The sequence below is a fragment of the Psychrobacter sp. JCM 18900 genome (genome assembly GCF_904846625.1).
Taxonomy (GTDB): Bacteria; Pseudomonadota; Gammaproteobacteria; order Pseudomonadales; family Moraxellaceae; genus Psychrobacter.
In genome coordinates this window covers 313040-335917 of sequence record NZ_CAJHBL010000001.1, presented here as the reverse complement: position 1 = coordinate 335917, position 22878 = coordinate 313040, and the positions used below count along the sequence as shown (strand labels likewise).

The window sequence follows — 22878 nt, the reverse complement described above, 5'->3', positions numbered from 1 at the left end:
GAGGTACACTGTAGAGCCACAATGGTGACGGGTCAATGCTCAGTATTTTGCCGTTTTCTATTGTGTGACCAGTAGCGGTATGATAGAGGATTGATTTAATTTTTAAATATCTGTTTATAAGTAACAACATAGCCAATAAGACGTTTTCAATTCGCGCGATTTATCTTTAAATAGATTTTGTTTTTAATCTTATTAAAAAAGCATTTAGGCAGTAATTAACAAAATAGAAAATGCTCAATAAGTAGCAGTCAATGAACAGTCACTAAATGGCTATCAAACAGAATAAATAATATTAGTAGAGGGTGAGTCATGGCAGGGTATATTTTAGCGTTGGATCAAGGGACCACATCGAGTCGAGCGATATTGTACGATGATCATGCGCGTCCTATCAAAATGGTACAACAGCCAACGACGCTGCAAACACCCAGAGCTGGGTTCGTTGAACAAGATGCACAGCAGATTTGGCAAACTCAGATTAGCTGTGCACACGATGTTATTAATCAGGCAGGACTGCTTGCCACCGATGTTACCAGTATTGCAATTACCAATCAGCGTGAGTCGATTGTGATGTGGGATAAGCAAACTGGTAAGCCACTGGCTCCCGCCATCATTTGGCAAGACAGGCGCACCGCAAATTACTGTAAGACGCTTGCTGCTGAAAGTGCTAGCAATAGTATGAATGACCCTGTGCATCAGAGCATTGATAGTGTCAACATGGCACATGAAGTACAGCGTATTACAGGTCTGCGTTTAGACCCATATTTTAGTGCCAGTAAGATTGCTTGGTTACTCGAAAACAACCCGAAGCTGAGTGTACGAGCCAGCAGAGGGGAGATAGCGGTTGGCACGATTGATAGTTGGCTGATTTACAAGCTCACAGGCGGAGAGCATGTCATCGATGTGACCAATGCTTCTCGCACATTGCTATTCGATATCCATAAGCTGGCATGGTCGGAGACACTCTGTGACCGATTTGCTATACCTATGCATATATTGCCTAAAGTACTATCGTCCGACGGTGATTTTGGCAAAACCAAAAAAGGCCTGTTTGCAAAGCAAATACCTATTCAAGCAGTATTGGGTGATCAGCAAGCAGCGCTCTTTGGACAAGGTTGCCTTGATGCAGGCATGGCCAAAAACACTTATGGCACAGGCTGCTTTATGCTAATGAATATTGGCCAGCAGCCAAAATTGAGTGAGCATAAGCTACTAACCACCATCGCGTGGCAACGTAAAACGTCACCAATTCGTCCAGACAATTTATCATTTGACCAAATCGTACAGTCAGGCAAACGTATGCTACAACCACCCAAAAAGGAAGTCACTTATGCCCTGGAGGGCAGTGTCTTTATGGCGGGGGCTGTCGTACAATGGCTGCGTGATAATTTGGGTATGATTCAGCAGAGTAGTGACGTCGAAGACTTAGCCCGTCAAGTAGACAGTAGCGAAGATGTCGTTCTATTACCTGCTTTTACTGGACTGGGTGCGCCTTACTGGCGTTCTGATATTAGCGCTAGCATCACTGGTATGAGCCGCGGTACTACTAAAGCACATATTGCCCGCGCTGCATTGGAGGCTGTGGCTTATCAAACCTATGATGTGCTTATCGCTATGCAAAAGGACAGCCCTCATCCTTTGACTGAGCTGAGGGTAGATGGCGGCGCTGCAAATAATGATTTACTCATGCAGTTCCAGGCAGATTTGTTAGGTGTTCCGGTATTACGTCCTAGAGATACAGAGATTACGGCAAAGGGCGCAGCACTACTCGCAGGTCTGAAAACTGGGCTATATGACGAATCGACAATGAAAGCTTCATGGCAAGTAGATCGCGTGTTTGAACCAAGTATGTCGGCTGATACTCGTGAGCGACATCTTGCTAAATGGCAACAGGCTATCAGAAGGTCTTTGATGCCGTTATAAGATTGATTTACTTAGTAAATTTATTGTGATCCTACATTTATAATTACTCAAAGTATGAGGCTGCCGTACACAAATGTGATAAAGATACAGGCTGTAACGCAAGATAATCGCAATACGGACACAGTTTACAAAATCGGCCTATCTGTCCTTACCTATAAATTTCTATACTTCAATTGGATTTAGTAAGACCGCTAATAATTAGCAAATAAATAATTCAATAAATAATAAATAATTTAAGGACAATACTATGAGTAACCATGATGCTATCGATCGCAGTGAAGTAAAACATATGTCAAAAGAGACAAAAGAAGATTTAAACGCAGACATCATTACTGGTGAGCCAGGCTCGCATCCAGTAGGTACAGGTATCGGCGGTGTAGGCGGTGCAGCAGCAGGTGCAGCTATCGGTACTATGGCAGGTCCATTGGGTACGTTAATTGGTGGTGCTATTGGTGCTATCGTTGGTGGCGGCGCAGGTCATGCAGCAGCAGAAGCCATTGACCCAACTCACGAAGAAGCGTACTGGCGTGCAGAGTATGCAAACGCCGATTACCATAGAGAAGAATACGATTTCGACCGTGATTTGCATCCAGCATATGCAGTTGGTTATGCGAACCGTGCTCGTTATCCAGTAGATGCTCGTTTTGAAGATCATGAAGCAGATTTAGAGCGTTCATGGCACGAAGTAAAAGGTGACTCTCGTATGGAATGGAACGAAGCGCGTCAAGCATCACGTGATGCATGGAACCGCGTATCATAAGAAAGATTAAACAACTAATAGAACTGCCAGTTAAATACTTTGGCAAACAGTGCCCCTGTTAATTAGCTAGTATCAGGGGTTGCTACATCCTTACATAAGCTAGAGCGATTGTATGCTAAGTTCTATTAGTAAGCTTGCTTATCAATATTTATGCTATTTTAAAACTTCCAAGGTTTAACTTTGGGAGTTTTTTTAGGCATAAAATTTGCAACGTATACACATACGTGAATATTATGTACTATAATAATGAGAGCGATGGGGAATATATGAGTAATAATACTGAAGGCAATAAACAGTTTTATATCGCAACGGCAAACTTGCTGAACTTTGCGAACCCTAATCGAACTTATTATGAAAATGCGCCAGCTTATAACGATAAAGCCTACGAACATAAGCTGCGAGGTCTTACAGATTTATTGGCTAAAGCGCATGCTGACATTATCGCAGTACAAGAGGTTTGGGATAGTGACGCATTAGAAGCGTTGGCTATTTCATTAGGATTTAAGCCTGAGCAGGCGGTCATTCCACTTGCAAGTAATGATAGCGCCAGCGTATATACCAAAGGCATGGGTGCACAGAATACACCTGCTGTCGGTATTATCAGCAGATTTGAGCAGTTAGAAACCAGTTTGCTAGAGAATATAGCACCTAAAGCCATTATTGATGTACCTGATATCGGTCCTTATCAACGCTTCAACCGTCCTCCATTAGTGTTACGTGTTGACGCGTACGGGCAGCCCATTACAATTATTACAGCGCATCTAAAAAGCAAACGTGCTTTCTTCTTACGCGACGAAAATGGTGACCTATTAGAAGACATGGATGATCCAAATATTCGAGTTCGCGCCAAGCTTCGTAGTTTATGTATGCGCGCGGCAGAAGCGGCCTCTATCCGTATGTCTATCATAGAGCGATTGCAACATACCCGTGAACCATTGATCCTATTGGGCGATATGAATGATGTCACAGGTAGTGTGACTACTCAGTTGATGACAGAAACTGGGGAGGTTAATTACGATAAAAGTATGCGTGATATTGCACTTTTTGATGCTGCTCGTATTCAGGCACGATATGGCTGGATGAAAGATGTTGCCTATACCCATATATATCAAGGCATGCCAGAAGTTATCGACCAGTTATTTGTCTCAGAAGAGTTTTTGCCTGATAGTAAGTTTTCGCTCGGTTATGTCGAACGAGTCGATTATTTTAATGATCATTTGAAGTGGGACTATGCCGATAGAGTCACTGATCATGGTATTATAAGGGCGAAAATAAAACTCAATGATTAACTTTATAAAATTAGACGGTTAGCTCTATTAAATTGCTGATCGTAGTATTATTTTTTAACCTATTCATGTCCCTTGCTTGATAATGTGCAAGCGTTTATGATGCCTCTGCATTGAATATAGTAGTGACCATACAGGCTTTATATTTTAGCCAATAGTCAACCATCCTTTATCTGAGGATAATTACTATTCAATGAAGATTATATTTATAAAATAGGGCGCAACATTAAGAGATTCACAATGAGTGATAATAAAGACGAAAAGATTGAAGATGTGTTGGTAGATTCGGAATTGGCAAAAAAGCTTGTACCTAATAAGTTTAAGTTTACTAGCCAGCAAGGCCGTGCACGTCGTCAAAAACTATTGGCTGGTGCCAAAAAATTGAGCGAAACGCATGCTATTAACGATATTACGTTAGCAGCTGTGTGTGAAGAAGCGGGCATACCAAGAGCGTCTGCTTACCATTTTTTCCCTAATATTGAAGCAATATTTTTAGCATTGCGTTTTTTGAATGCGATTGAAATATTAGAGATGGTAGAGACGGTCGATATTGGCAACTATGACAGATGGCAAGGGTATTTAACGGCGCTTATAGATCATTGTATTACGATATTCCATAACGATGAGACCAAAGCCAAGCTTATCTATGACACCAATACACCTGATTTTGAAGGCGACAGCTTTGGTGAAGATATGGATCATCAAATCGTTGATCTGGTTTATAAGCGCTTGTCAGAGCGTTATGAGATGCCAAACTTCCATGATATCCAAGATACCTTGTTGATTGCTTATAGCATCGTAAATGCTATCTTTACGTTGTCTTATCGCCGTCATCAGAGTATTACTGAAGAGTATATCCAAGAAGCAAATACAGCGTTTATTGCGTATTTACGTTGTTACCTACCAGAAAAGTTGCCACGTAAAAACCGCTAATTGAGCTTACTTTAAACATAAAAAAGCCGACAAATATGTCGGCTTTTTCGCGTCTGATTTTTAGCATAAGATTGGAAGTAATAAAGATTAATATCTCTAATAAAACAGCGATTATTCTAACGGTTCGATGTCAGATCTTGTCCATGGCAAGTATCATCGCTCGCGTCTAAAGGCGAGTACTGCTTATGATAACTGACTATTGACTTCTCTAGCGCTACATTGGTCTGTGAGTCATTTGCATTGACGTAAGCTTCGCGGGCTTGTTCAAGCCAGCGATCGGCCATGCGAAAATGCATACCAGATTCGCGCCAGCCTCGTGCACATTGATTGGTTGCAGCCCAAATTAAAGCCACTTCACTAAATGCCATCTCACGTGGTGCTGACGCTATGCCATCACCGTCTTTAAGCGCACTTAACGTTGCCCATAGATCAGGACGCATCAAGGCAGAGGTAGACGGAATATCTTGATGCAGACTCAAGGCTTGTACCGTGTCATTATCTAGCGCTTGCAATATAGGCTCTGCCATTTCTAACGCAACTTGACTAGCAGATGAGCGGCTATTCATACTGTCTTGATGAATAGCATAGTTCAACCACGCTTGCGCTTTGTAAGCGAAATACTGTTGAGCTGCTGTCTTGTCTTTTTGTTGATAAGGTTTTAACTGCGTGACCATACAATTTAATAGGCGCTGTTGTTCGCTTTGATATCTATAAGAGCGTGCTTGAGTCTGACTATCATCACGGCAGTATTTAGCCATGCTAGTTGAGTTAGCCACTTGGACAGTCTCACTCTTAGCTAAAGCTGGCTGCATAAAGGTTAACGAAAATAAAGCTGATAGTGTAACGCATACTGAGCGCTTGAAAGGTGCTGCTTTGATGGCTGAATCAAACATGGTGTAAACCTTATGTTAAGGTAATAAACGTTGGTATTATTTACCATTACTAGGGCTGACTTAATTGTTTATTGAATGACAAAATAATTCATCATAAGACAATCATGATACTGTCATAAGATTGTACTTACGACAGTATCAAATAATTAAAATGCAGAATTGCTGCTCAGACGTTGGTTCTTACGTGGGTCTTCACGTTTAAATAAATCTTCATCGAACTTAAAGCGCAATCTAAAGTAAGCACCTTGCTGAGTACTGTCATCATAAGCAATATCTTCATCTTCAAAGCCCATGAAGTTATAACCAAGTGATAACCAAAGGTTGGTCATTGGGCTATAACCCAATTCTGCACCAAGCATGTAAGCTAAGTCATTTGCCTGATCATTCCAGTAAGTACCTGCTTGTAAACCAATATCCCAGCGCTCACTGATATCATAAAGACCGCGGCCATAAACAGCATGAGCCGTGTTATCGCTGGTTAAGCTATCTGCTTCGTATTCTGTATACTTACCAGCATACCGTCCAGACAACGTCAACGGACGCGTAGGATGGTAATTACCATTCCATGACCAAATCATGGTGTCTTTTTGATAAGCATCATCGCCAGTATTATTATCATCCAAACGATATTCGAATTTTGCAAGCATATCTAACTGATTGCTATCGTAGTCACGATACGCAGCACCTAGCTGAAAACGATTGATAGTGCGATCGCCATCACTATAGTCAGTGCGTGAATAGATGTCTTTGGCTAAGAAGGTAACCTCATCAGTATAGCGATAGGCGATACCAGCACTACCAAGTAGCGTATCACTTGTTTCACCCCAACGTTTTTCAAAACGTCCTGATGCTTTATAATTCTCTTTGGCAAGATATTCAACACCGATACCTGCCGCTGTCGCAGTGTTACTTTCTTCACCTTCCAGAGATTCAACACGCTCAAATAACGTGTTTAAAGTTAAACCTTCTTGAACATACCACTTGTTTTTTAGACCAATAGCTGCTTCTGCTTCGCGTGCACTGATGGCATCACGCATACGGTATTCGCTATAAACCTTACCATCTTTCATGTAAGTCGCGTCAAAACCAACAGTGGTACGTTGACGCTCATCTGTATCATCAAGACCATAAGTACCAGATAGGCTATTAATCAAATCATGACGTGCGTATAGTCGACCTAGATTTCCGAGCGGTGTCTCACCACCGATAGAAGTCGCATTACGTGAGCTGTTTTCGATATCTTGCTCATACTCTGCAAATACCAAGCTATTATTCAACTTAGGTAGACGAGAGGTAATACGAGCACGAACAGTCGTACCTTCAATATCTTCTTCAGCGTCACTAACACTACTTAACGCTGACTGATTGATGATGTCATCATTAAACAAAGTGTCGTCTGTAATATCTACAACGTCTGTCGCGGCTTGAGTATTACGTGAGGCAGCAGTTGCGTCTTGTTTGTAATAACGAACCCCAATTTCACCAACGATGTTTTCACTTAAACGATGCTCAACGCTTGCTTGCACGCCTTCGCGGCTAGCGTCAGTAGTATGCTCTTCTGTGCGTATGCCTTCTAATTTAAGAGCAGTTTTCTTATCATTTAGAGTATGAGTAACCTCTACACCAGATTCAGTACGTCCAGCAGTAAGCGGTGATGCACCAGTGACAAAACCTTCATCAGCATCATTATAATAAGCTTTGGCAAGCGTATTTTTCTTATTATCAAAATCAAGCTCAATACGTAGTGCGTTACCTTCAACATCACTATCAGTCAGTTCTGTCGCGTTGATCTGATTACTTGACTGAAAATTTGGGTTCTCAGCTTTGTTCATCGCATATTCAGCGACCAGCTTTAGCTTATCATTGAATTTAACAACACTATTGACACTAGCCAACTCTTCTTTGTTCAATGGGTCATCGCTATTTACATAGCTACCACCGATGGCGACTTTATTCGTTAGTTGCTGCTTCGCTGCAATACCACCGACCAAATAATCTTCACCACCTTCATCAACTTCTACAGTGACACGGATATAGATAGGATTGCCTTCGATATCTTGACTAGCAATCGGTGCCGTCAAGAATAAACTACGGCTGATGGGGTCAATCTCATAATCAGCAAAGCGAGTAAGCGTCTCACGATTGATAATAAGCCCAGGGTTGTTGGCGTCACGAGTAATAACTTCAACCGTTTCAGAGTTTTCTAATACCGCATCGAAGTTCTCAGCCAATGGATATGGGCCTGAAATGCCCAAACCGCGAGTCTCATTTACCCGTTGGCTAGTACTGGTTTCTGCTAAAAAGGCATTAACACGAGTGTTGCTATCTTCAAATTGAGCTTTTAGACCAGTTAATGTACGGTTGTATTGACCAAGCTTGATACCTTCGTCATCATCAATCTGAGTTTTTAAATCACCATACATAGCGAACGAACGACCTTTATCAAGGCGCACGTAAAGCTTGCTAGTAGACTGCGCATCAAAGCCTTTAGCTGATGAATCGCCATAGACAGGATAGTATTCGCCTGGATCGATATCACGGAACAAACGCTCGCCTTTTTTATCACTATCGTATGCAAGCGTAAGCAAATAGTCGCCGCGTACTTTTCCTTTGAGGAACATCGCGGCACGACCAGAAGCTGTGTAATCATCATTACCAGTAAAGTCATTTAGCTCTTGCTCAAATGCACCTTGGGCATCGGTAATGCTGCTACCGTCAAAGTCTTTTAGCGAAATAGCACCTTCTACAATACCAACAGCGAGTAGTGGACGTAATTGAGCGGTAAACTGTAACGGAATGATTTGTTTGCTGCTACCCGTGTCAATTACTAGCTCGCCCTTACCTGGTACGCTAGGTGCGGTTACTGGTATTAGTAGCTCACCACCAGAAACAGTGATTTGAGTGCCTGCTTTATCTTGACTGTCATCCTTTAGATTGATACGACCGATATTAGTATCAAGCGTAAGAGAAGTAGTACCAATATATGGACGACCATCACGATCTTTTAGACTAATGACTACCTGATATTCACTAATACCGTCAGCTGGTACTAGATTTTCCTGAGTACGGTAGTCGATAGCTTGTAGGCTATCAGGAGTTAATACTTTGATCGTCTGCTCAGAGATGACCTGACCATTTATATCAGTCGCAACACCGCGTAAGGTGTTCTTGCCGCGTTGTAAATCAACAGCATAGTAATCAAAAGCCGTTACATTCTGTTTTTCTTGCTCAGCAGTTTTACCTATTTTTTGTTCTGATACAGCTTTGCCGTTGGCATATAGTGTAAATACAGACCCAAGCGGTGCCTGAACCTGTACCATTTGTTTATACGTGCTAAGTTGCTGACCTTCGCTGAGGTTAATGAAGGCAACATCATTACTCGCCACTTCTTTCAAGTATTCTTCGAGCTCTTTCTCTACTGGCGGAGCAACTGTGGTTACCGTCATATCAACACGGCTATCTACTGGATTGACCATGTCATTAACGATAGCCGAATCACAGCTATTACCAAGGTCTAAGTCACCATTGATGTTACAACCACTAGCATCTACATTATCGGTAGTATCGGTATCATAGTCAGGATCTAAAGTCAGCTCGGTTTTTACCGCTTGCTCTAACGTGTCATTTTTAGCTTCTACTAATTTGCTACGAGCAATTAATTCAGCGTTTAAGCGCTCAGTGCTATCTGCCATGCCACCAACGATTGCAAAATCCGCACGATGTAATTCGCCGTATTTCAAATCAACAAAACGACTACCAGCATCACCAGCATTGCGATTGCTTTGGGTAACCAGCTCAGTTTCTCTAGGAATAGTAGTACGATCGACCTTTAGTACGTGTGTTTTTGCACTGATACCATAGAAGTTATACTTACCTTCAGGATCAGTCACGATGAAGTTGCCGTTCTCCATATAGATACGTACACCAGCGACACCAAGCTCGCCGTCTTCTTTTTGCTGAATGCCGTCGCGGTTGATATCGTGATAGACCTTACCGACGATAATACCATCAGTATTCATCACGCCGCGCTCAACATCAATCTTCCACTGCGCTTCTCTTGAGCCTACGCTTTGACCTTGGTCATTTCTAGCAACTGCGGTAGCACGGTTAATACCATCGCCGCCTAGCGATGACGCACCGATGAGCACATGATAAGTAATTTTTTTACTTTCGCCAACTGCCATGTTTCCTAAGTTCAATACCTGATATTTACCATCAGCTTTAAACTCAGTAGTCTGCGCTTGGTTGATATCAATATCAGTCGTTGGACTAACACTTACACTGTTCTCAACGTAGTCAAAACCACGCGGTAAAGCGTCTTTTAGTTGTACATCGTAAGCAGTCGATTTGCCGTTATTGGTAATATCGATGGTATAGCTGACATAATCACCAAGCTCTGCAGTTTTGACATCACTTTCTTTCGTGACAACCAAACTGGCACTATTATCAATGATACTTACTTGAGAACTCAGATCCTCGATAACTACAGTAAAATCGCTATTACTTGGTAGCTGATCAGCATCTGTACCAACAGAAGGAGCAATACACGCTGTTAACTCAGCAGTTAAAGTATCGTTAGCTAATGTCTGAATGAACTTATCATTAATAGCATTGGCGTTGTTTTGTGTCGGTGCAGTTAGACGATATTTGCCTGTATTATTACCAGTTTCGATTCCTTTAAGAGAATAGGTATCACCTGTTGCAGGAGACTTAACGGTAATCCATACTTGATCAGGCTTATCAGATTGTACATTACACTGCGCGTAACTGGCATCAATATAAACGTTGTCGCCGATTTGTGAGGTAGTTTTAGTACCGTCAAATTGAGGCGTGGTAAAGTTGATTTTAGGTTCAACAATAACCAGTCTGTCAATTGCTTCGACAGCTGCTATTGATGGATCTTCTAGTATGATAGCGCCAATCTTTACATCAGCGGTATCGCCATCTTCACCCTCGGCATCTGATAGAGCCTGTACGATAAGCTGAATACTCTCACTCTGACCAAGTTTGATCTGAGCGCTCAGGTTATCGAGCATGATTTGTCGATCTTCTGAATCGACTTCTCCGTTATTATTAAGATCTTGATAGACCTTTAAATTAGAAACAGTTGGTGATATAGCAAGTGTCAATTCAACAGTCTGATCACTATAGCTGGTGTTACTCAGTACGTTGACCCAACTTACCTGTGTATTAGGCATGACTGTACGTAAAGCATGCTGAGTCAAACTGATACCATATTCAGGTAAATTTGAGGCTTTTACTTGTACTTGGTTTGAGTCAGTACTGATAGTCGTGCTGGTCTCACTGCCAACGTTGTAGCTGGCTTGAGCAGTATTGCTGATCAGCTGTACCAATGTATCAGTTGCAGCAGATGCGGTATTTGATTGCATAAGCAACATTGCAAATGACAGCGCAGAGATCTTCGCTGTATGCAACGTAGCACGATTAGACAGTGTCATTAAAGATTTAGTCATATGTCGCTTATCCAATAAAATATAAAGGGGTAGGGTAGTAACTCTCCAGCTTGGCTAATCAAAATCGATTAGGTCAAGCTGAAGCATTAGTCTATAAGCGTCTTGTGAAGCTTATAGACTTTGAAATATTAAATATAAATTAACGAGCGTTTTTGATTTTGATCTTAAAGGTCAAGGTGCCAACGCCCTGAGGAACTATAGTATAGTTAGTACCAAGAACCGCAGTACTGGTAGTACTAGCTGTGCCTGCAGTAGATGACGTAGTAGCAGAAGTAGCAGGTGAGTTAGCTACTAAATCCGCACCAGCTGAAAAGTTAGACAGCAAATCCGAAATCGTTACACCAGTAAGATTAAAACCTAATGCTGCTGAAGAAGTGTTAGTCGCCTGAATACGATAGATAACACACTGATCAGGCTTCGCATTGAGCACAGTTTGAACAAAGGTACTTGCAGCAACGGTAGCTTCACAAGCAGTATCTAGTGATTGAGACTTCACTAAAGATAAGCCTCTGACATTAGTCGTATCAGTCACTGAAGTAGCAGCAGGCGCACCAACACCAGCTGGGGTCAAAGTTACGATAGTCGTTTCAGTGCTACCAACAGCCGCCGCATCAGCAGCAGTTGCAGGAGTAGTGACATTACCTGAAGAGACATTATAGTTGATTGCTAATGTGCCACCAGGTGCAATACCATTTGGAAATTGAGCGGTTGGTAGTGTAGTGCTATTAAGAGTGTACGTATTACCACCAGCAACGGTAGGTTGTAGCGCTATAGTAACTGGAGCTCCACCATTAGGCGGTGTATAAGTAACACTGATAGGATCAGTAACCGGTCTGACAGCCGCATTATTGCCACCATCAGCAATAGTGAAAGTCAATGGATTGGTATTAGTACCTTCAGCATCCTGACCGCTGTTAATAATAGTAGTCTTCTGTGTGACTTGACCATCAGTACCTGAGGCAGGGGCAATTTCTCTAGTCGTTGGGTTGCTCACTATAACCGCTCGTCTGGTAAAGTTAGTCACACCAGCAGTATCTATACCAGCGCCGTTACCTTCACCCGCATCATCAGGTATTCTAGTAACACCTATAGTGCCATCTGTACTATCAAAAATATCATAGTCAGTACCAAGTACAGGAGCAGCAATTAACGGGCTAACCGGACCGACGAACTTATCGTAGACTTCTGCGTTGTTAGTTACTGAACTATTAGCAGCTGTATACTGATCTCTATCGACGTTAACCGTGAAAGTAATCGTGCGACTTGCGCCAACAGCTAAGTTTGCTACGGCAACATTAATAGCTTGTCGAGTACCGATAGTGGAAATCGTAGCGGTACCAGCACCAGTTACGGTCACGTCTGATGCTGCGCCATTAGGCAAACTTAAACCTGCAGGAAGGACATCCCTGATGACAATATCAGTCGCAGCAGCACTATAGTCAGTAGTAGCGTTAGTCACTACGATACTATAGTTGATCTGCGGATTAGCTACTGTCAAATCGACAGTACTCGTCGCTGTTTTTACAATTTTGAAGGTAGGCAATCTCACGATTGTTTGGTTTTCATTCACCAATGTCGCATTTGCTGGAAGATTAGCAGTAAAGAAAGTACTGGTTGCTGTTAATGTACCTACACCTTTGTCATTACCATTACGAGCGTCTGGCGTAGCTGCTTCGTAGCTTAGATTAGCTCTAGTACCTGGCTGTAGTTTAATAGTACCACCATTAGCTATGGTACCTGTCTGTGCTTGACCATTTAAAGCGGCTATTTGAGCAGAAGTTAGAGGAGTACCATCTGCTTGTACAATAGTAAACGTAACAGGCGCAGTACCTAAAGCATAGTCTGGAGTAGCCGTTACTAGTGCTGAGTCATTACCTGTGGTATTAATGGTATAAGTATCCGTCACGTTACCCGTGTTGGTTAAGTTATGAGTAAAGGTAGTCGTACCACCTGGCGTAGCAGTCTGGTTAATAGCAATATCGTCACCAATGCTGCCATCATCAATAGTCGACGTGAGTGCAAAGTTAGCCGTTTCGCTAACGTTGACAGTCACGATGTTTGACGACACGTTTGGCTGAGCGATACCAGCAACACTATAGTTTGCGGTTGCAACGTTATTGATGGCAGCAGCACCTGCACTAACACCACCAGTAGTATTAGGAGTAGCTGCATTAGCACCACCAGAGATACCCATTACTGCGGCAATACCGACAGCTAACAGGCTATAGTTAAAAGTATTTGATTTCATGTAGTACTCCAAGGTTGATAGTGAAAAGCCGATTTAAGAATTGAAACGTTAAAAATAATGTAATATCTGCCAAATTAGTTCACAGTAGTGTTTAAAGCCACAGCAGCTGATTTTTTAGCTGGTAATAACTTGATATTCCAGCGTAAGGTACGGTATTCAGAATACGGAACTTTAACCATTTTGCCATTTACCTTTTTCATTAAAGGCATATCAGCATAGTTCTTACCATCAGTGCTTGCCTGTGCACTTGCAGGGTATGCCTCACCAGTGAATGTCATGTTTGCAGGGATAGGTAGTGTCACCATTAAGTCGTTAATGTCTTTGTTAATGGTATTTGTATAATTCGCTTTATATTGGATTACAGTGCCTGCTGGTGCAGTGCTTACTGCCGAATAAACAGTTTTACCATCTGCATTTTTGGTTACTTTGTCAGCCGTCAATTCCATTTTTAAAGCATCATCAGCATGGGCGACATTTAACAAACAAGTAGAAGCAACGGTGGCTAATAAAATGCTGTGTAAAAGTTTGAAACGTTTCATATACAATCCTTTCTTGGACTATCACTATTAGCAAAAAGCTAAGCTTGTAGGTTGCGATTGAGTAGCCTGAAATCTAATGCCTGTAGGGCTTTTAGAAGGCACCTCTCTCCCTTTTTTCTATTTTCACGTAATTAATACAATTAATCATCACAAAAATGACAACTGGCATTTTGGAGTATACAAACGGTAAAAGCCCTGTCTGGTTAGACAGGGCTTGATTGAATGTTTAACTATTTGATAAATAGGTGTTTAGTTACTAATGGTATTACCATATTTAGTATTAAAACGAATGGCTTGACGACGAGTGGCGGTGGTAGTATCTAAAGAAAAAGTATTGGTGGTAACTGTACCGTTTTTACCAATAGATACTGAATTTGTTGCAAATGATGGAGCGCCACTATTTTCACCAATAGGTGTTGGATTGACTAGGGTAGAGGTAACCAACGAATTATTAGAGTCATTTTTACTCTGTAGTATATCTTTGATAATAATATCTGTTAGGGAAACATTACCGCGATTTATAGCTTCAATTCTATAGGCGATACATTGTCCTGGGATAATGTCAGATATTGGCTTTGTACTGTAAGCGCTGCTAGCACTACCGTCATAATTAACACCAATTGTGGCAAGGTTATTTAGACTACAGTCATGGACATATTGACTTTTGATTAATACCAATGCAGCATTTTCTTGAACAACATCACCGAAATCATTGTTAGGGTAGTTATATTTACTATTGGTAATATCTATTTGTCGTGAATTGCTCGTGGTATCTACAGTGTATGTGTAGTTGCTAGGCTCATTCTGAGTAGTACAGAGTTTTGTATTAGTACCAACCTGTGCTGGCGTTAAGTTAAAACTATATGTGCCATCAGTATTAATATTCACTGTTTGAGATGTAAATGCGCTACCGCTTGTATCGCCTACGCATTTATTCAAAGTGATAGTATGACCTGTAGTAAAGGGGATACCAGATTCAGTTGGTGAATCATACTTACCGTTAAAGTAAAGGCTATTATTTAGATATTTGTCTGATACATCGTCTTTATTTGGGCTTACGATTTTACCATTATCGTTAAACACTGTACCTGAAAATACATAGTTAGATCTACCATTCGTGATTGTACACGTCCAGTTATCTCCATAAGTCAGCTTGAGGTTTTTTGGGTCTAAAGTGCTAACAGATGTACCATCTGATTTTTTACATGCATATAAGGCAGTATAATCTGCTAGGTTTGTCGTTCCCGATATTGCTTCTGTCAATGTATAGGTTTTGGTAGGATTAACTTTGAAAGTTCCTGTAGTACCTGTGCCAGTCGTGACAGTATTATTCGATCCCGTTGTAGTAACAGAAGCAATGCCACTCGTAATTACCGAATTATCTGCATTGTCTTTGATTTGAACAGTAAATTGATCTGTATTTGTTTTACGAGAAGTCGAAAGCGCTTTTGCATATGTTAGACGCGGCTGAGGTTGATAGCAGTAGCCATCAAATTTAATATCAATTAGCTGATCACCAGGATCGTTAAATCTTATTCCATCTCCATTATCATCGCTCTGATCATAATAATTTAAGCTTGTATTATTGCCATAGGTGATATCTACTCTGACAACAGGTTGGCTAAACGCTACTGAGACTTTGCAGTTGTTATCTAAACCACCACAACTAACGCTACTAGTCGTGTTAGTTTGACGATAAGGTGCTGAATTTGATATACCTGAGCCTTTAGATTGGATAGTAGGAGTGATAGGTGTTGTTGAATTAGCGCTAGTAAAGCCTGTTATTGTTACCTGATCAAAAAACTCAAAGTAATCAGTATTTACTGAACCTGACGTAGTAAACCCAGCATAATTCGTATCTATATCAAACACGCTTAAGCTTAGCTTATTGAGAGCTTGAGCTTGGTCTGTAAATTTATTTTTAAAGGTATACGAAACGGTTCTAATTGTTGTTTTATTAGCAAAATCCTGATAAAACCTAAATACCTGAGCTGCTTCAGTGGAGGTAGTGGCTGGAATAGCTGTTGATTGGTATATGTTTACTCCTCCAGAACTCAAGGTTCCGTCAGTAGTTAAAACATTGGAAGCAATTAGATAGCTCTCATTACTTGTACCAACTATAGCCTGATTGCTTTTAGGATTGGGTGGCGAGACAACTGGAGCTAAATTAGTATAATCCGTGCTATCAAAATTATCAGGTATAAAACCAGCATCACAAGTGACTGCTGCAAAAGCTAAATAATTAGGTAGCAGTATTAATAAGGATGGTAGAGCTATCCAACGCGTTACTCTTGACTTTAGAGTCGATGGTATAATAGACGGGTTCATAATAGCTCCGAGAACAAGGATAGAATATACGTATAATCTTATAATAAGAATAATACTTAAATCACAATTAATATACACAAATGAGACGAATGTCTATTTATGGGGTATGAGTAACAAGAAGTGTATTTTCGATTAGTGTATTTATTAATTAGAAAAGCAGATATCTACCGCTATGGACAGTAAATTTCATCTACCTATTACTAAAATCTTGGTATCAATGGAATAATGGTTAATAATATTTACCTAATAACTAATCATTATTTATTTAAAAAATACTTGCGATTTCATCATTTCTCTACAGCCATAAACAACTAGCCCGTAAACGCTTATAATGGAATGTCATAGTAATTAACGTTTGAATAGAATATTCCTAGCATTATGACGGTTTGGCAGGTGTGTTGATTTGATGCATTTGCCGATATGAGTAATACTATTTTTATAATCAAGCTGTATATCATCGCACAAAACAATGGAATGCTTGGACGTAGCAAGGATGTCATAAGTAAACCAATCTCTCATCATGCATTTTTCAATGAAGCCCTGCCATTAGGTAGGTATGACTGATATAAAAGGATTAACAAGAATGAATTATTATAAGGATGCTGATAGCACCGAAACTCAGGAATGGCTGGCAGCCTTTGAGTCTGTGGTTAAACACGCAGACAAGGACCGTGCTCAGTTTCTCCTAAAAGCCTTATACAATATGGCAGTTCAAGAAGGCCTCCCGTTCAACAGACTAGACACTGCGTATGTCAATAGTATCGCTGTTGAAGATGAGCCAATGTACCCAGGCGATCTAGGCATGGAGCGTAAGATACGTGCGCTAATTCGCTACAACGCACTTGCCATGGTCATGCGTGCCAACAAAAATGATGACGATTTGGGTGGTCACTTAGCGACATTCGCCTCTAGTGCAACGCTTTATGAAACGGGTTTTAACCACTTCTTCCGCGCCGCTAGCGATCATTTCGGTGGTGACATGATCTATTATCAAGGTCACTCAGCACCAGGTATCTATGCCCGTTCTTATTTAGAAGGTCGTTTGACCGAAGATCAGCTCGATAATTTCCGTCGTGAAGTAGGCGGCAAAGGTCTATCAAGCTATCCGCATCCATATCTCATGCCTGATTACTGGCAGTTCCCAACCGTATCAATGGGACTTGGCCCAATCATGTCTATCTATCACGCCCATGTACATCGTTATATGGAAAACCGTGGCTTACTAGAAAAAGAAGGTCGTAAGATTTGGACATTCTTAGGTGATGGTGAAACGGATGAGCCAGAAAGCTTAGGTGCTATTTCTCTTGCTGGTCGTGAGAAGTTGGACAACCTAATATGGGTAGTTAACTGTAACTTGCAGCGTCTTGATGGTCCAGTCCGTGGTAACGGTAAAATCATTCAAGAGCTAGAGTCAGTATTCCGCGGCGCAGGCTGGCGAGTCATCAAAGTCATTTGGGGTGGTAATTGGGATTCATTACTTGGTAAAGATCATACGGGTGTCCTTAAACAACGTATGGAAGAAGTGGTGGATGGTGAGTATCAGTTATACGAAGCGCGTACGCCTGAATTTACTCGCAAAGAATTCTTTGGTAAATACCCAGAGCTAGAAGAGATGGCAGATGCGTTGACTGACGAAGAAATTTCACGTCTGAACCGCGGTGGCCATGATCCAGTTAAAGTTTATGCTGCCTTTAGCGAAGCTATGAAAACTAAAGGCCAACCGACGGTTATTTTGGTTAAGACCGTTAAAGGTTATGGCTTGTCTGCCCAAACGCAAGCAGTCAACAAATCGCATCAGGTGAAGAAGCTTGATCAGGAAGCGTTGATGTATTTCCGTGATCGTTTTGATTTGCCATTTACTGATGAGCAGTTAGAGACTCTACCATTCTACCGTCCTGAAGAAGGTTCGGCGGAGATGAAGTATCTAAAAGGTCGTCGTGAGTCGTTAGGTGGTCATCTGCCAAACCGTCGTAGTGGTCATATCCCACTGAATATCCCTGAATTATCAATGTTTGATCGGGTATTAAAAGGCAGCAATGGTAAAGAGCAATCTACGACGATGGTATTTGTACGCTTACTATCTGCGATGCTAAAAAACAAAGACATCCAAGATCGCGTTGTACCAATTGTACCTGACGAAGCGCGTACGTTTGGTCTAGAAGGTATGTTCCGTCAATTGGGTATCTACTCGGCTGTTGGTCAAAAATATACGCCAGAAGACAGTGAAGCGTTGATGGGCTATAAAGAAGCTATCGATGGTCACATGTTAGAAGAAGGTATCAACGAAGCAGGCGCAATGAGTACTTGGATTGCATTGGCAACCAGTTATTCTGTGAACGCATTACCGATGATTCCGATGTATATCTATTACTCAATGTTTGGTTTCCAACGTGTGGGTGATTTGGCTTGGGCGGCAGGTGATTGTCAAGCACAAGGCTTCTTGTTAGGCGCAACCGCTGGTCGTACAACACTTAATGGCGAAGGCTTACAGCATCAAGATGGTCATTCGCAGATTCTATTCAATGTCGTGCCAAACTGCGTCAGCTACGATCCTTGCTTTGGTTATGAGCTAGCTGTGGTCATGCATGACGGTCTACGCCGTATGTATGGTGAAGGCGAGCGCGTCTATTATTACTTGACGTTGATGAATGAAAACTACGAACAACCTGCTATGCCAGAAGGTGCCGAGGAAGGTATCAAACGTGGTATGTACTTGCTTGAAGACAATGGTTCAACACAAGTACAGCTATTAGGTTCTGGTGTTATCTTACGCGAAGTACAAAAAGCATCACAGATACTAAGAGACGAGTTCAATATTACGTCTAACGTCTGGAGTGTAACTAGCTTTAACGAGCTGACTCGTGATGGTATGGTTTGTGATGACTACAATCGTCTACATCCAATGGATGAAGAGAAAGTGCCTTGGGTTACTGAACAATTAGCACCGCACGAAGGTATCGTGGTTGCAGCGACAGATTATATGCGTAACTACTCAGAGCAAATCCGTGCTTGGTTGCCAGACAATCGTCCTTACACGACTCTGGGTACCGATGGTTATGGCCGTTCTGATACGCGCGAAAACCTACGTAGTTTCTTCAACGTTGATGCTGCGCATATTGTTGTGGCAACGCTTAAACGCCTAGCGGACGAAGGCGAAGTTGAGATGCGTTTGGTTAAAGACGCGATTTCAAGCTTAGGTATCGATGTGGATCATCCGCCTGCATGGCAGCAGCAGTCTTACTATGACCAGTCTCCAGATGCACCAGCACCAGGTAACGTAAATCCAAATCCTGTACCTGAGTTTATCGCTGAAGACGATGATGAAATCAGTAATGAAGGTCGTGCTGAAGATCAAGCAGATGCAAATGTACTTGATGATAAAGATGTCAAATAATAATAACCATAAGACGAGGAAATAAATCATGGACATTAAAGCCCCCGATTTAGGTGTGGATAGCGCCGAAGTCAGCGAGATTATGGTAGAAGTTGGTGATGTCATCGCAAAAGACGACAACATCGTATTATTAGAATCTGACAAAGCATCGGTTGAAGTACCAAGCTCTGCTGCTGGTAAAGTGACTAAGATTAGTGTTGCTATTGGCGATCAAGTTAGCGAAGGTATGGTGCTAATTGAGCTTGAAAGTGCTGACGATAGCGCAGAAAGTAACGATGACAATGCTGCTGAAAAGCAAGAAGCGAACAGCACAGACGATGTTAAACCAGAATCAAAGCCTGAGCCTGCTGCAACTGAATCAAAGCAATCAGAGTCTGCTGCCAAGCCAGCCGCTAATGCTGGTAAAGCAACTACTCATGCGCTACCTGACTTAGGTGTTGACGAGGCACAAGTTTCTGAAATCATGGTGAGCGTTGGTGATACTGTCAGTGCTGAACAGTCGATTTTGCTAATCGAATCAGATAAAGCTTCGGTTGAAGTACCAGCGCCAGTTGCCGGTAAGATTGAGAAAATCTTGGTCGAAGCAGGTGATATGGTTGCTAACGGTCAGGACTTTATCGTTATCATAGCAAGTGGTACAGATGATGCTAGTGATAGTGAATCTGAAGCTCCTAAGCCACAAGAGTCAGCACCAGCCAAAACAGAAGATAAACCAGCTGCTAAAACTACTGGTGAGCCAAAACAAGCGGCCAAACCGACCAATAATGATACAGCTGCTAGCAAAACAGAGGGTAAATTAACTGAAGCACAAGTCAATGAAAAATTGGTTGATGTGTATGCAGGTCCTGCTGTTCGCAAACTAGCGCGTCAGTTAGGTGTTGATATCACACAAGTGAATGGTTCTGCTCTAAACGATCGCATTCTAAAAGAAGACTTGTTTGCACATGTTAAGAAGAGTCTAACCAAGCAGAAAGCGGCACCTGTGAGTGGCAATCCTGTCAGCTCAGGTCTACCGAAATTGCCTGACATGAGTAACGCTGAGATCTGGGGTGAGACAGAAACACAAGACCTCAGCCGCTTGCAGAAAGTCTCGATACCACAGCTCAACTACAATACTTTGCTACCGCAAGTAACGCAGTTCGATCTGTCTGATATCACTGAGACTGAAAAACTACGCGGTGAGCTAAAAGGTGGCATGAAAGCAGAAGGTGTTGGCTTTACTATCTTGGCCTTTGTGGTTAAAGCAACTGCTTATGCATTGACACAGCATCCACGCTTTAATAGTCATTTAAGCGATGACAATACTCAGGTTATATTGCGTAAAAGTGTCAATATGGGTATTGCTGTGGCAACAGATGATGGTCTTATCGTACCTGTTATCAAAAATGTACAAGATAAAGGTTTGAAGCAAATTGCGATTGAGATTGGCGAGCTTGCTGTAAAAGCTCGTGATAAGAAGCTCAGTACTAAAGATTTGCAAGGGGCAAGCTTTACCATATCGAGCCAAGGTAACTTGGGTGGTACCGCCTTTACGCCGTTAGTTAACTGGCCACAAGTTGGTATCTTAGGTGTCTCTGAAGCAAGTATGCAGCCACGTTGGGATGCTAAGACACAAAGCTTTGAGCCACGTTTGATGTTGCCACTGTCTTTGTCTTATGACCACCGTGTGATTAATGGCGCAGACGCTGCTGTATTTACTCGTTATATCGCAACGCTACTAGCAGACCCACGTCGTATCTTGATCTAAAGCTAGCTAGCCATTAAAAAAGACTGCCTAAGGGTGGTCTTTTTTTATGAAGATTATTTGTTCTTGTAGGTTATTAGTTGTTTTTATAAATAATTGTCTAGTAGTTAGAGTAGACAAACGGTAATATCCATAATTAATAAGCACAAAAAAGCCAGCTATCAAGCTGGCTCTTATTACGCATTATATTTTACTAATTTAGAACTGTTTAACGAATGCTACGCCATATACCCAAGGGCTGATATCGACTTCACCAATATCATCACCGTTTAGGCTTGCATCTGTTTTAATGTCCATATAACGGGCATCAATACGGAAATATTCAGTTGGAGCAAAAGGAATATCAAGACCAACATGGCCAGCTACACCAACGCTATCATCAAGTTCTAAATCATAGTCACCAGCGAGAGGAATATAAACCTTTTCTTCAAAGAAAGTGGTGTAGTTCACACCAACACCAACAAAAGGCTTCACATTCATAGGCAGATCATAGCCATCGAAGTGATACTGTACAGATAGAGTAGGTGGTAGATGCTGTGTTTTCGCATCAATAGTAGTTTCACCAGCTTTTAGAGTAATGTCATGATGAAACGGAATAGCAGCTAGTAATTCAACACCAACGTTGTTAGCGATGAAATACTCACCACTGATAGTTGGGCGTACATCACCATCAACATCAACTTCAAAGTTGCCTAAGCCAGTAGATACTGTACCGTTGTCATTTTTAGGATCAACATAATGTGCGCCAGCAGCAACAGACCAAGTACCAGCAGGGACTGCAAAAGCAGTTGTCATTGTCAGTGCAGCAGCAGTTGCTAAAACTAGGGATTGTAGTTTCATCATTTCATTCCTTAACGTAATAAAAAATTATCAGTAATTTTCTAATGAGGGATGGCATTAGCTAACTACTGATACATAATGTCATGATTAAAGTTTAATCTGTAACATTTAATCTCTATTATAATACGAAAATCATTATTATTGGTAAGGTTTTGAGCATAAAGTAGCAATATTTCTGCAATAAATTACATTTACGTGTAATTCAATTGTCTACAGTCTATAATTAAACACAACAAAAGCTGCTTTTTAAGTAAGTGTCATTGACGTGAGTCGGTATCTCTTATTTATGATTCAACAAGAGGTGCAATATATTATGCTTGGCTATTGCAGTAACTCCCCTCTACGCTGTACGAATGCGCGTACTATGAAAATATTGAATCAGGTAGACTCTTGTTGTCCTGAATGTCATTTATTTTTGATACCTGCACAAGATATTAGCCAGCAGCTTCGTGCTGACGAACAGTTCTTAAGGTTCTCTATCCTACTAATTGTGTTTATACTGCTGGTATCAGTCTATAT

At 41.5% G+C, this 22878-nt stretch carries 12 protein-coding genes; 6 read left to right on the top strand and 6 right to left on the bottom strand.

Annotated elements, in window-relative coordinates:
* The first annotated feature begins 309 nt into the window (after positions 1–309).
* The 4 genes from glpK (at position 310) to JMX96_RS01290 (ending at position 4899) form a co-directional block, all read left to right on the top strand.
* Positions 310–1920: a glycerol kinase GlpK gene (glpK, locus tag JMX96_RS01305; RefSeq protein ID WP_201566813.1), complete on the top strand. Its 1611-nt coding sequence runs from the start codon at positions 310–312 to the stop codon at positions 1918–1920.
* Between the two features lie 247 nt (positions 1921–2167).
* Positions 2168–2680, top strand: coding sequence for a hypothetical protein (locus JMX96_RS01300; protein WP_201566811.1), 513 nt, complete (start codon positions 2168–2170; stop codon positions 2678–2680).
* A gap of 266 nt (positions 2681–2946) precedes the next feature.
* A complete protein-coding gene (locus tag JMX96_RS01295) occupies positions 2947–3969 on the top strand; it encodes an endonuclease/exonuclease/phosphatase family protein (RefSeq protein ID WP_201566808.1) in 1023 nt (340 codons plus the stop codon).
* Positions 3970–4206: 237 nt separating this feature from the next.
* Positions 4207–4899, top strand: a complete 693-nt coding sequence (locus JMX96_RS01290; RefSeq protein WP_101205430.1) for a TetR/AcrR family transcriptional regulator — start codon at positions 4207–4209, stop codon at positions 4897–4899.
* A 116-nt stretch (positions 4900–5015) separates the two neighbouring features.
* On the opposite strand, the gene JMX96_RS01285 is transcribed toward JMX96_RS01290, so the two are convergent.
* The 5 genes from JMX96_RS01285 to JMX96_RS01265 all read right to left on the bottom strand — a co-directional run bounded on the left by JMX96_RS01285 (position 5016) and on the right by JMX96_RS01265 (position 16381).
* Positions 5016–5792: a hypothetical protein gene (locus JMX96_RS01285; protein ID WP_201566806.1), complete on the bottom strand. Its 777-nt coding sequence runs from the start codon at positions 5790–5792 to the stop codon at positions 5016–5018.
* A gap of 146 nt (positions 5793–5938) precedes the next feature.
* Positions 5939–11266 carry a DUF11 domain-containing protein gene (locus JMX96_RS01280; RefSeq protein ID WP_201566804.1) on the bottom strand — a complete coding sequence of 1776 codons (5328 nt, stop codon included), beginning with the start codon at positions 11264–11266 and terminating at the stop codon, positions 5939–5941.
* A gap of 139 nt (positions 11267–11405) precedes the next feature.
* Positions 11406–13514 carry a beta strand repeat-containing protein gene (locus tag JMX96_RS01275; RefSeq protein ID WP_201566802.1) on the bottom strand — a complete coding sequence of 703 codons (2109 nt, stop codon included), beginning with the start codon at positions 13512–13514 and terminating at the stop codon, positions 11406–11408.
* 74 nt (positions 13515–13588) lie between these two features.
* A complete protein-coding gene (locus JMX96_RS01270) occupies positions 13589–14053 on the bottom strand; it encodes a hypothetical protein (protein WP_201566800.1) in 465 nt (154 codons plus the stop codon).
* 249 nt (positions 14054–14302) lie between these two features.
* Complete coding sequence (locus tag JMX96_RS01265; protein WP_201566798.1) at positions 14303–16381, bottom strand: hypothetical protein; 2079 nt, start codon at positions 16379–16381, stop codon at positions 14303–14305.
* 583 nt (positions 16382–16964) lie between these two features.
* On the opposite strand from JMX96_RS01265, the gene aceE reads away from it, so the two are divergent.
* Complete coding sequence (gene aceE / locus JMX96_RS01260; protein WP_201566796.1) at positions 16965–19775, top strand: pyruvate dehydrogenase (acetyl-transferring), homodimeric type; 2811 nt, start codon at positions 16965–16967, stop codon at positions 19773–19775.
* A 28-nt stretch (positions 19776–19803) separates the two neighbouring features.
* Positions 19804–21522, top strand: a complete 1719-nt coding sequence (locus JMX96_RS01255) for a 2-oxo acid dehydrogenase subunit E2 (protein ID WP_201566794.1) — start codon at positions 19804–19806, stop codon at positions 21520–21522.
* A gap of 195 nt (positions 21523–21717) precedes the next feature.
* On the opposite strand, the gene JMX96_RS01250 is transcribed toward JMX96_RS01255, so the two are convergent.
* Positions 21718–22359: an OmpW/AlkL family protein gene (locus tag JMX96_RS01250; protein ID WP_201567229.1), complete on the bottom strand. Its 642-nt coding sequence runs from the start codon at positions 22357–22359 to the stop codon at positions 21718–21720.
* Between the last annotated feature and the right edge of the window lie 519 nt (positions 22360–22878).

Excerpts from the sequence above, each read along its gene's own strand:
- JMX96_RS01285 (WP_201566806.1), bottom strand. The coding sequence starts at position 5,792 with ATGTTTGATTCAGCCATCAAAGCAGCACCTTTCAAGCGCTCAGTATGC.
- JMX96_RS01255 (WP_201566794.1), top strand. The coding sequence starts at position 19,804 with ATGGACATTAAAGCCCCCGATTTAGGTGTGGATAGCGCCGAAGTCAGC.
- JMX96_RS01290 (WP_101205430.1), top strand. The coding sequence starts at position 4,207 with ATGAGTGATAATAAAGACGAAAAGATTGAAGATGTGTTGGTAGATTCG.
- JMX96_RS01300 (WP_201566811.1), top strand. The coding sequence starts at position 2,168 with ATGAGTAACCATGATGCTATCGATCGCAGTGAAGTAAAACATATGTCA.
- JMX96_RS01275 (WP_201566802.1), bottom strand. The coding sequence starts at position 13,514 with ATGAAATCAAATACTTTTAACTATAGCCTGTTAGCTGTCGGTATTGCC.
- JMX96_RS01265 (WP_201566798.1), bottom strand. The coding sequence starts at position 16,381 with ATGAACCCGTCTATTATACCATCGACTCTAAAGTCAAGAGTAACGCGT.
- JMX96_RS01270 (WP_201566800.1), bottom strand. The coding sequence starts at position 14,053 with ATGAAACGTTTCAAACTTTTACACAGCATTTTATTAGCCACCGTTGCT.
- JMX96_RS01250 (WP_201567229.1), bottom strand. The coding sequence starts at position 22,359 with ATGAAACTACAATCCCTAGTTTTAGCAACTGCTGCTGCACTGACAATG.
- JMX96_RS01295 (WP_201566808.1), top strand. The coding sequence starts at position 2,947 with ATGAGTAATAATACTGAAGGCAATAAACAGTTTTATATCGCAACGGCA.
- aceE (WP_201566796.1), top strand. The coding sequence starts at position 16,965 with ATGAATTATTATAAGGATGCTGATAGCACCGAAACTCAGGAATGGCTG.
- JMX96_RS01280 (WP_201566804.1), bottom strand. The coding sequence starts at position 11,266 with ATGACTAAATCTTTAATGACACTGTCTAATCGTGCTACGTTGCATACA.
- glpK (WP_201566813.1), top strand. The coding sequence starts at position 310 with ATGGCAGGGTATATTTTAGCGTTGGATCAAGGGACCACATCGAGTCGA.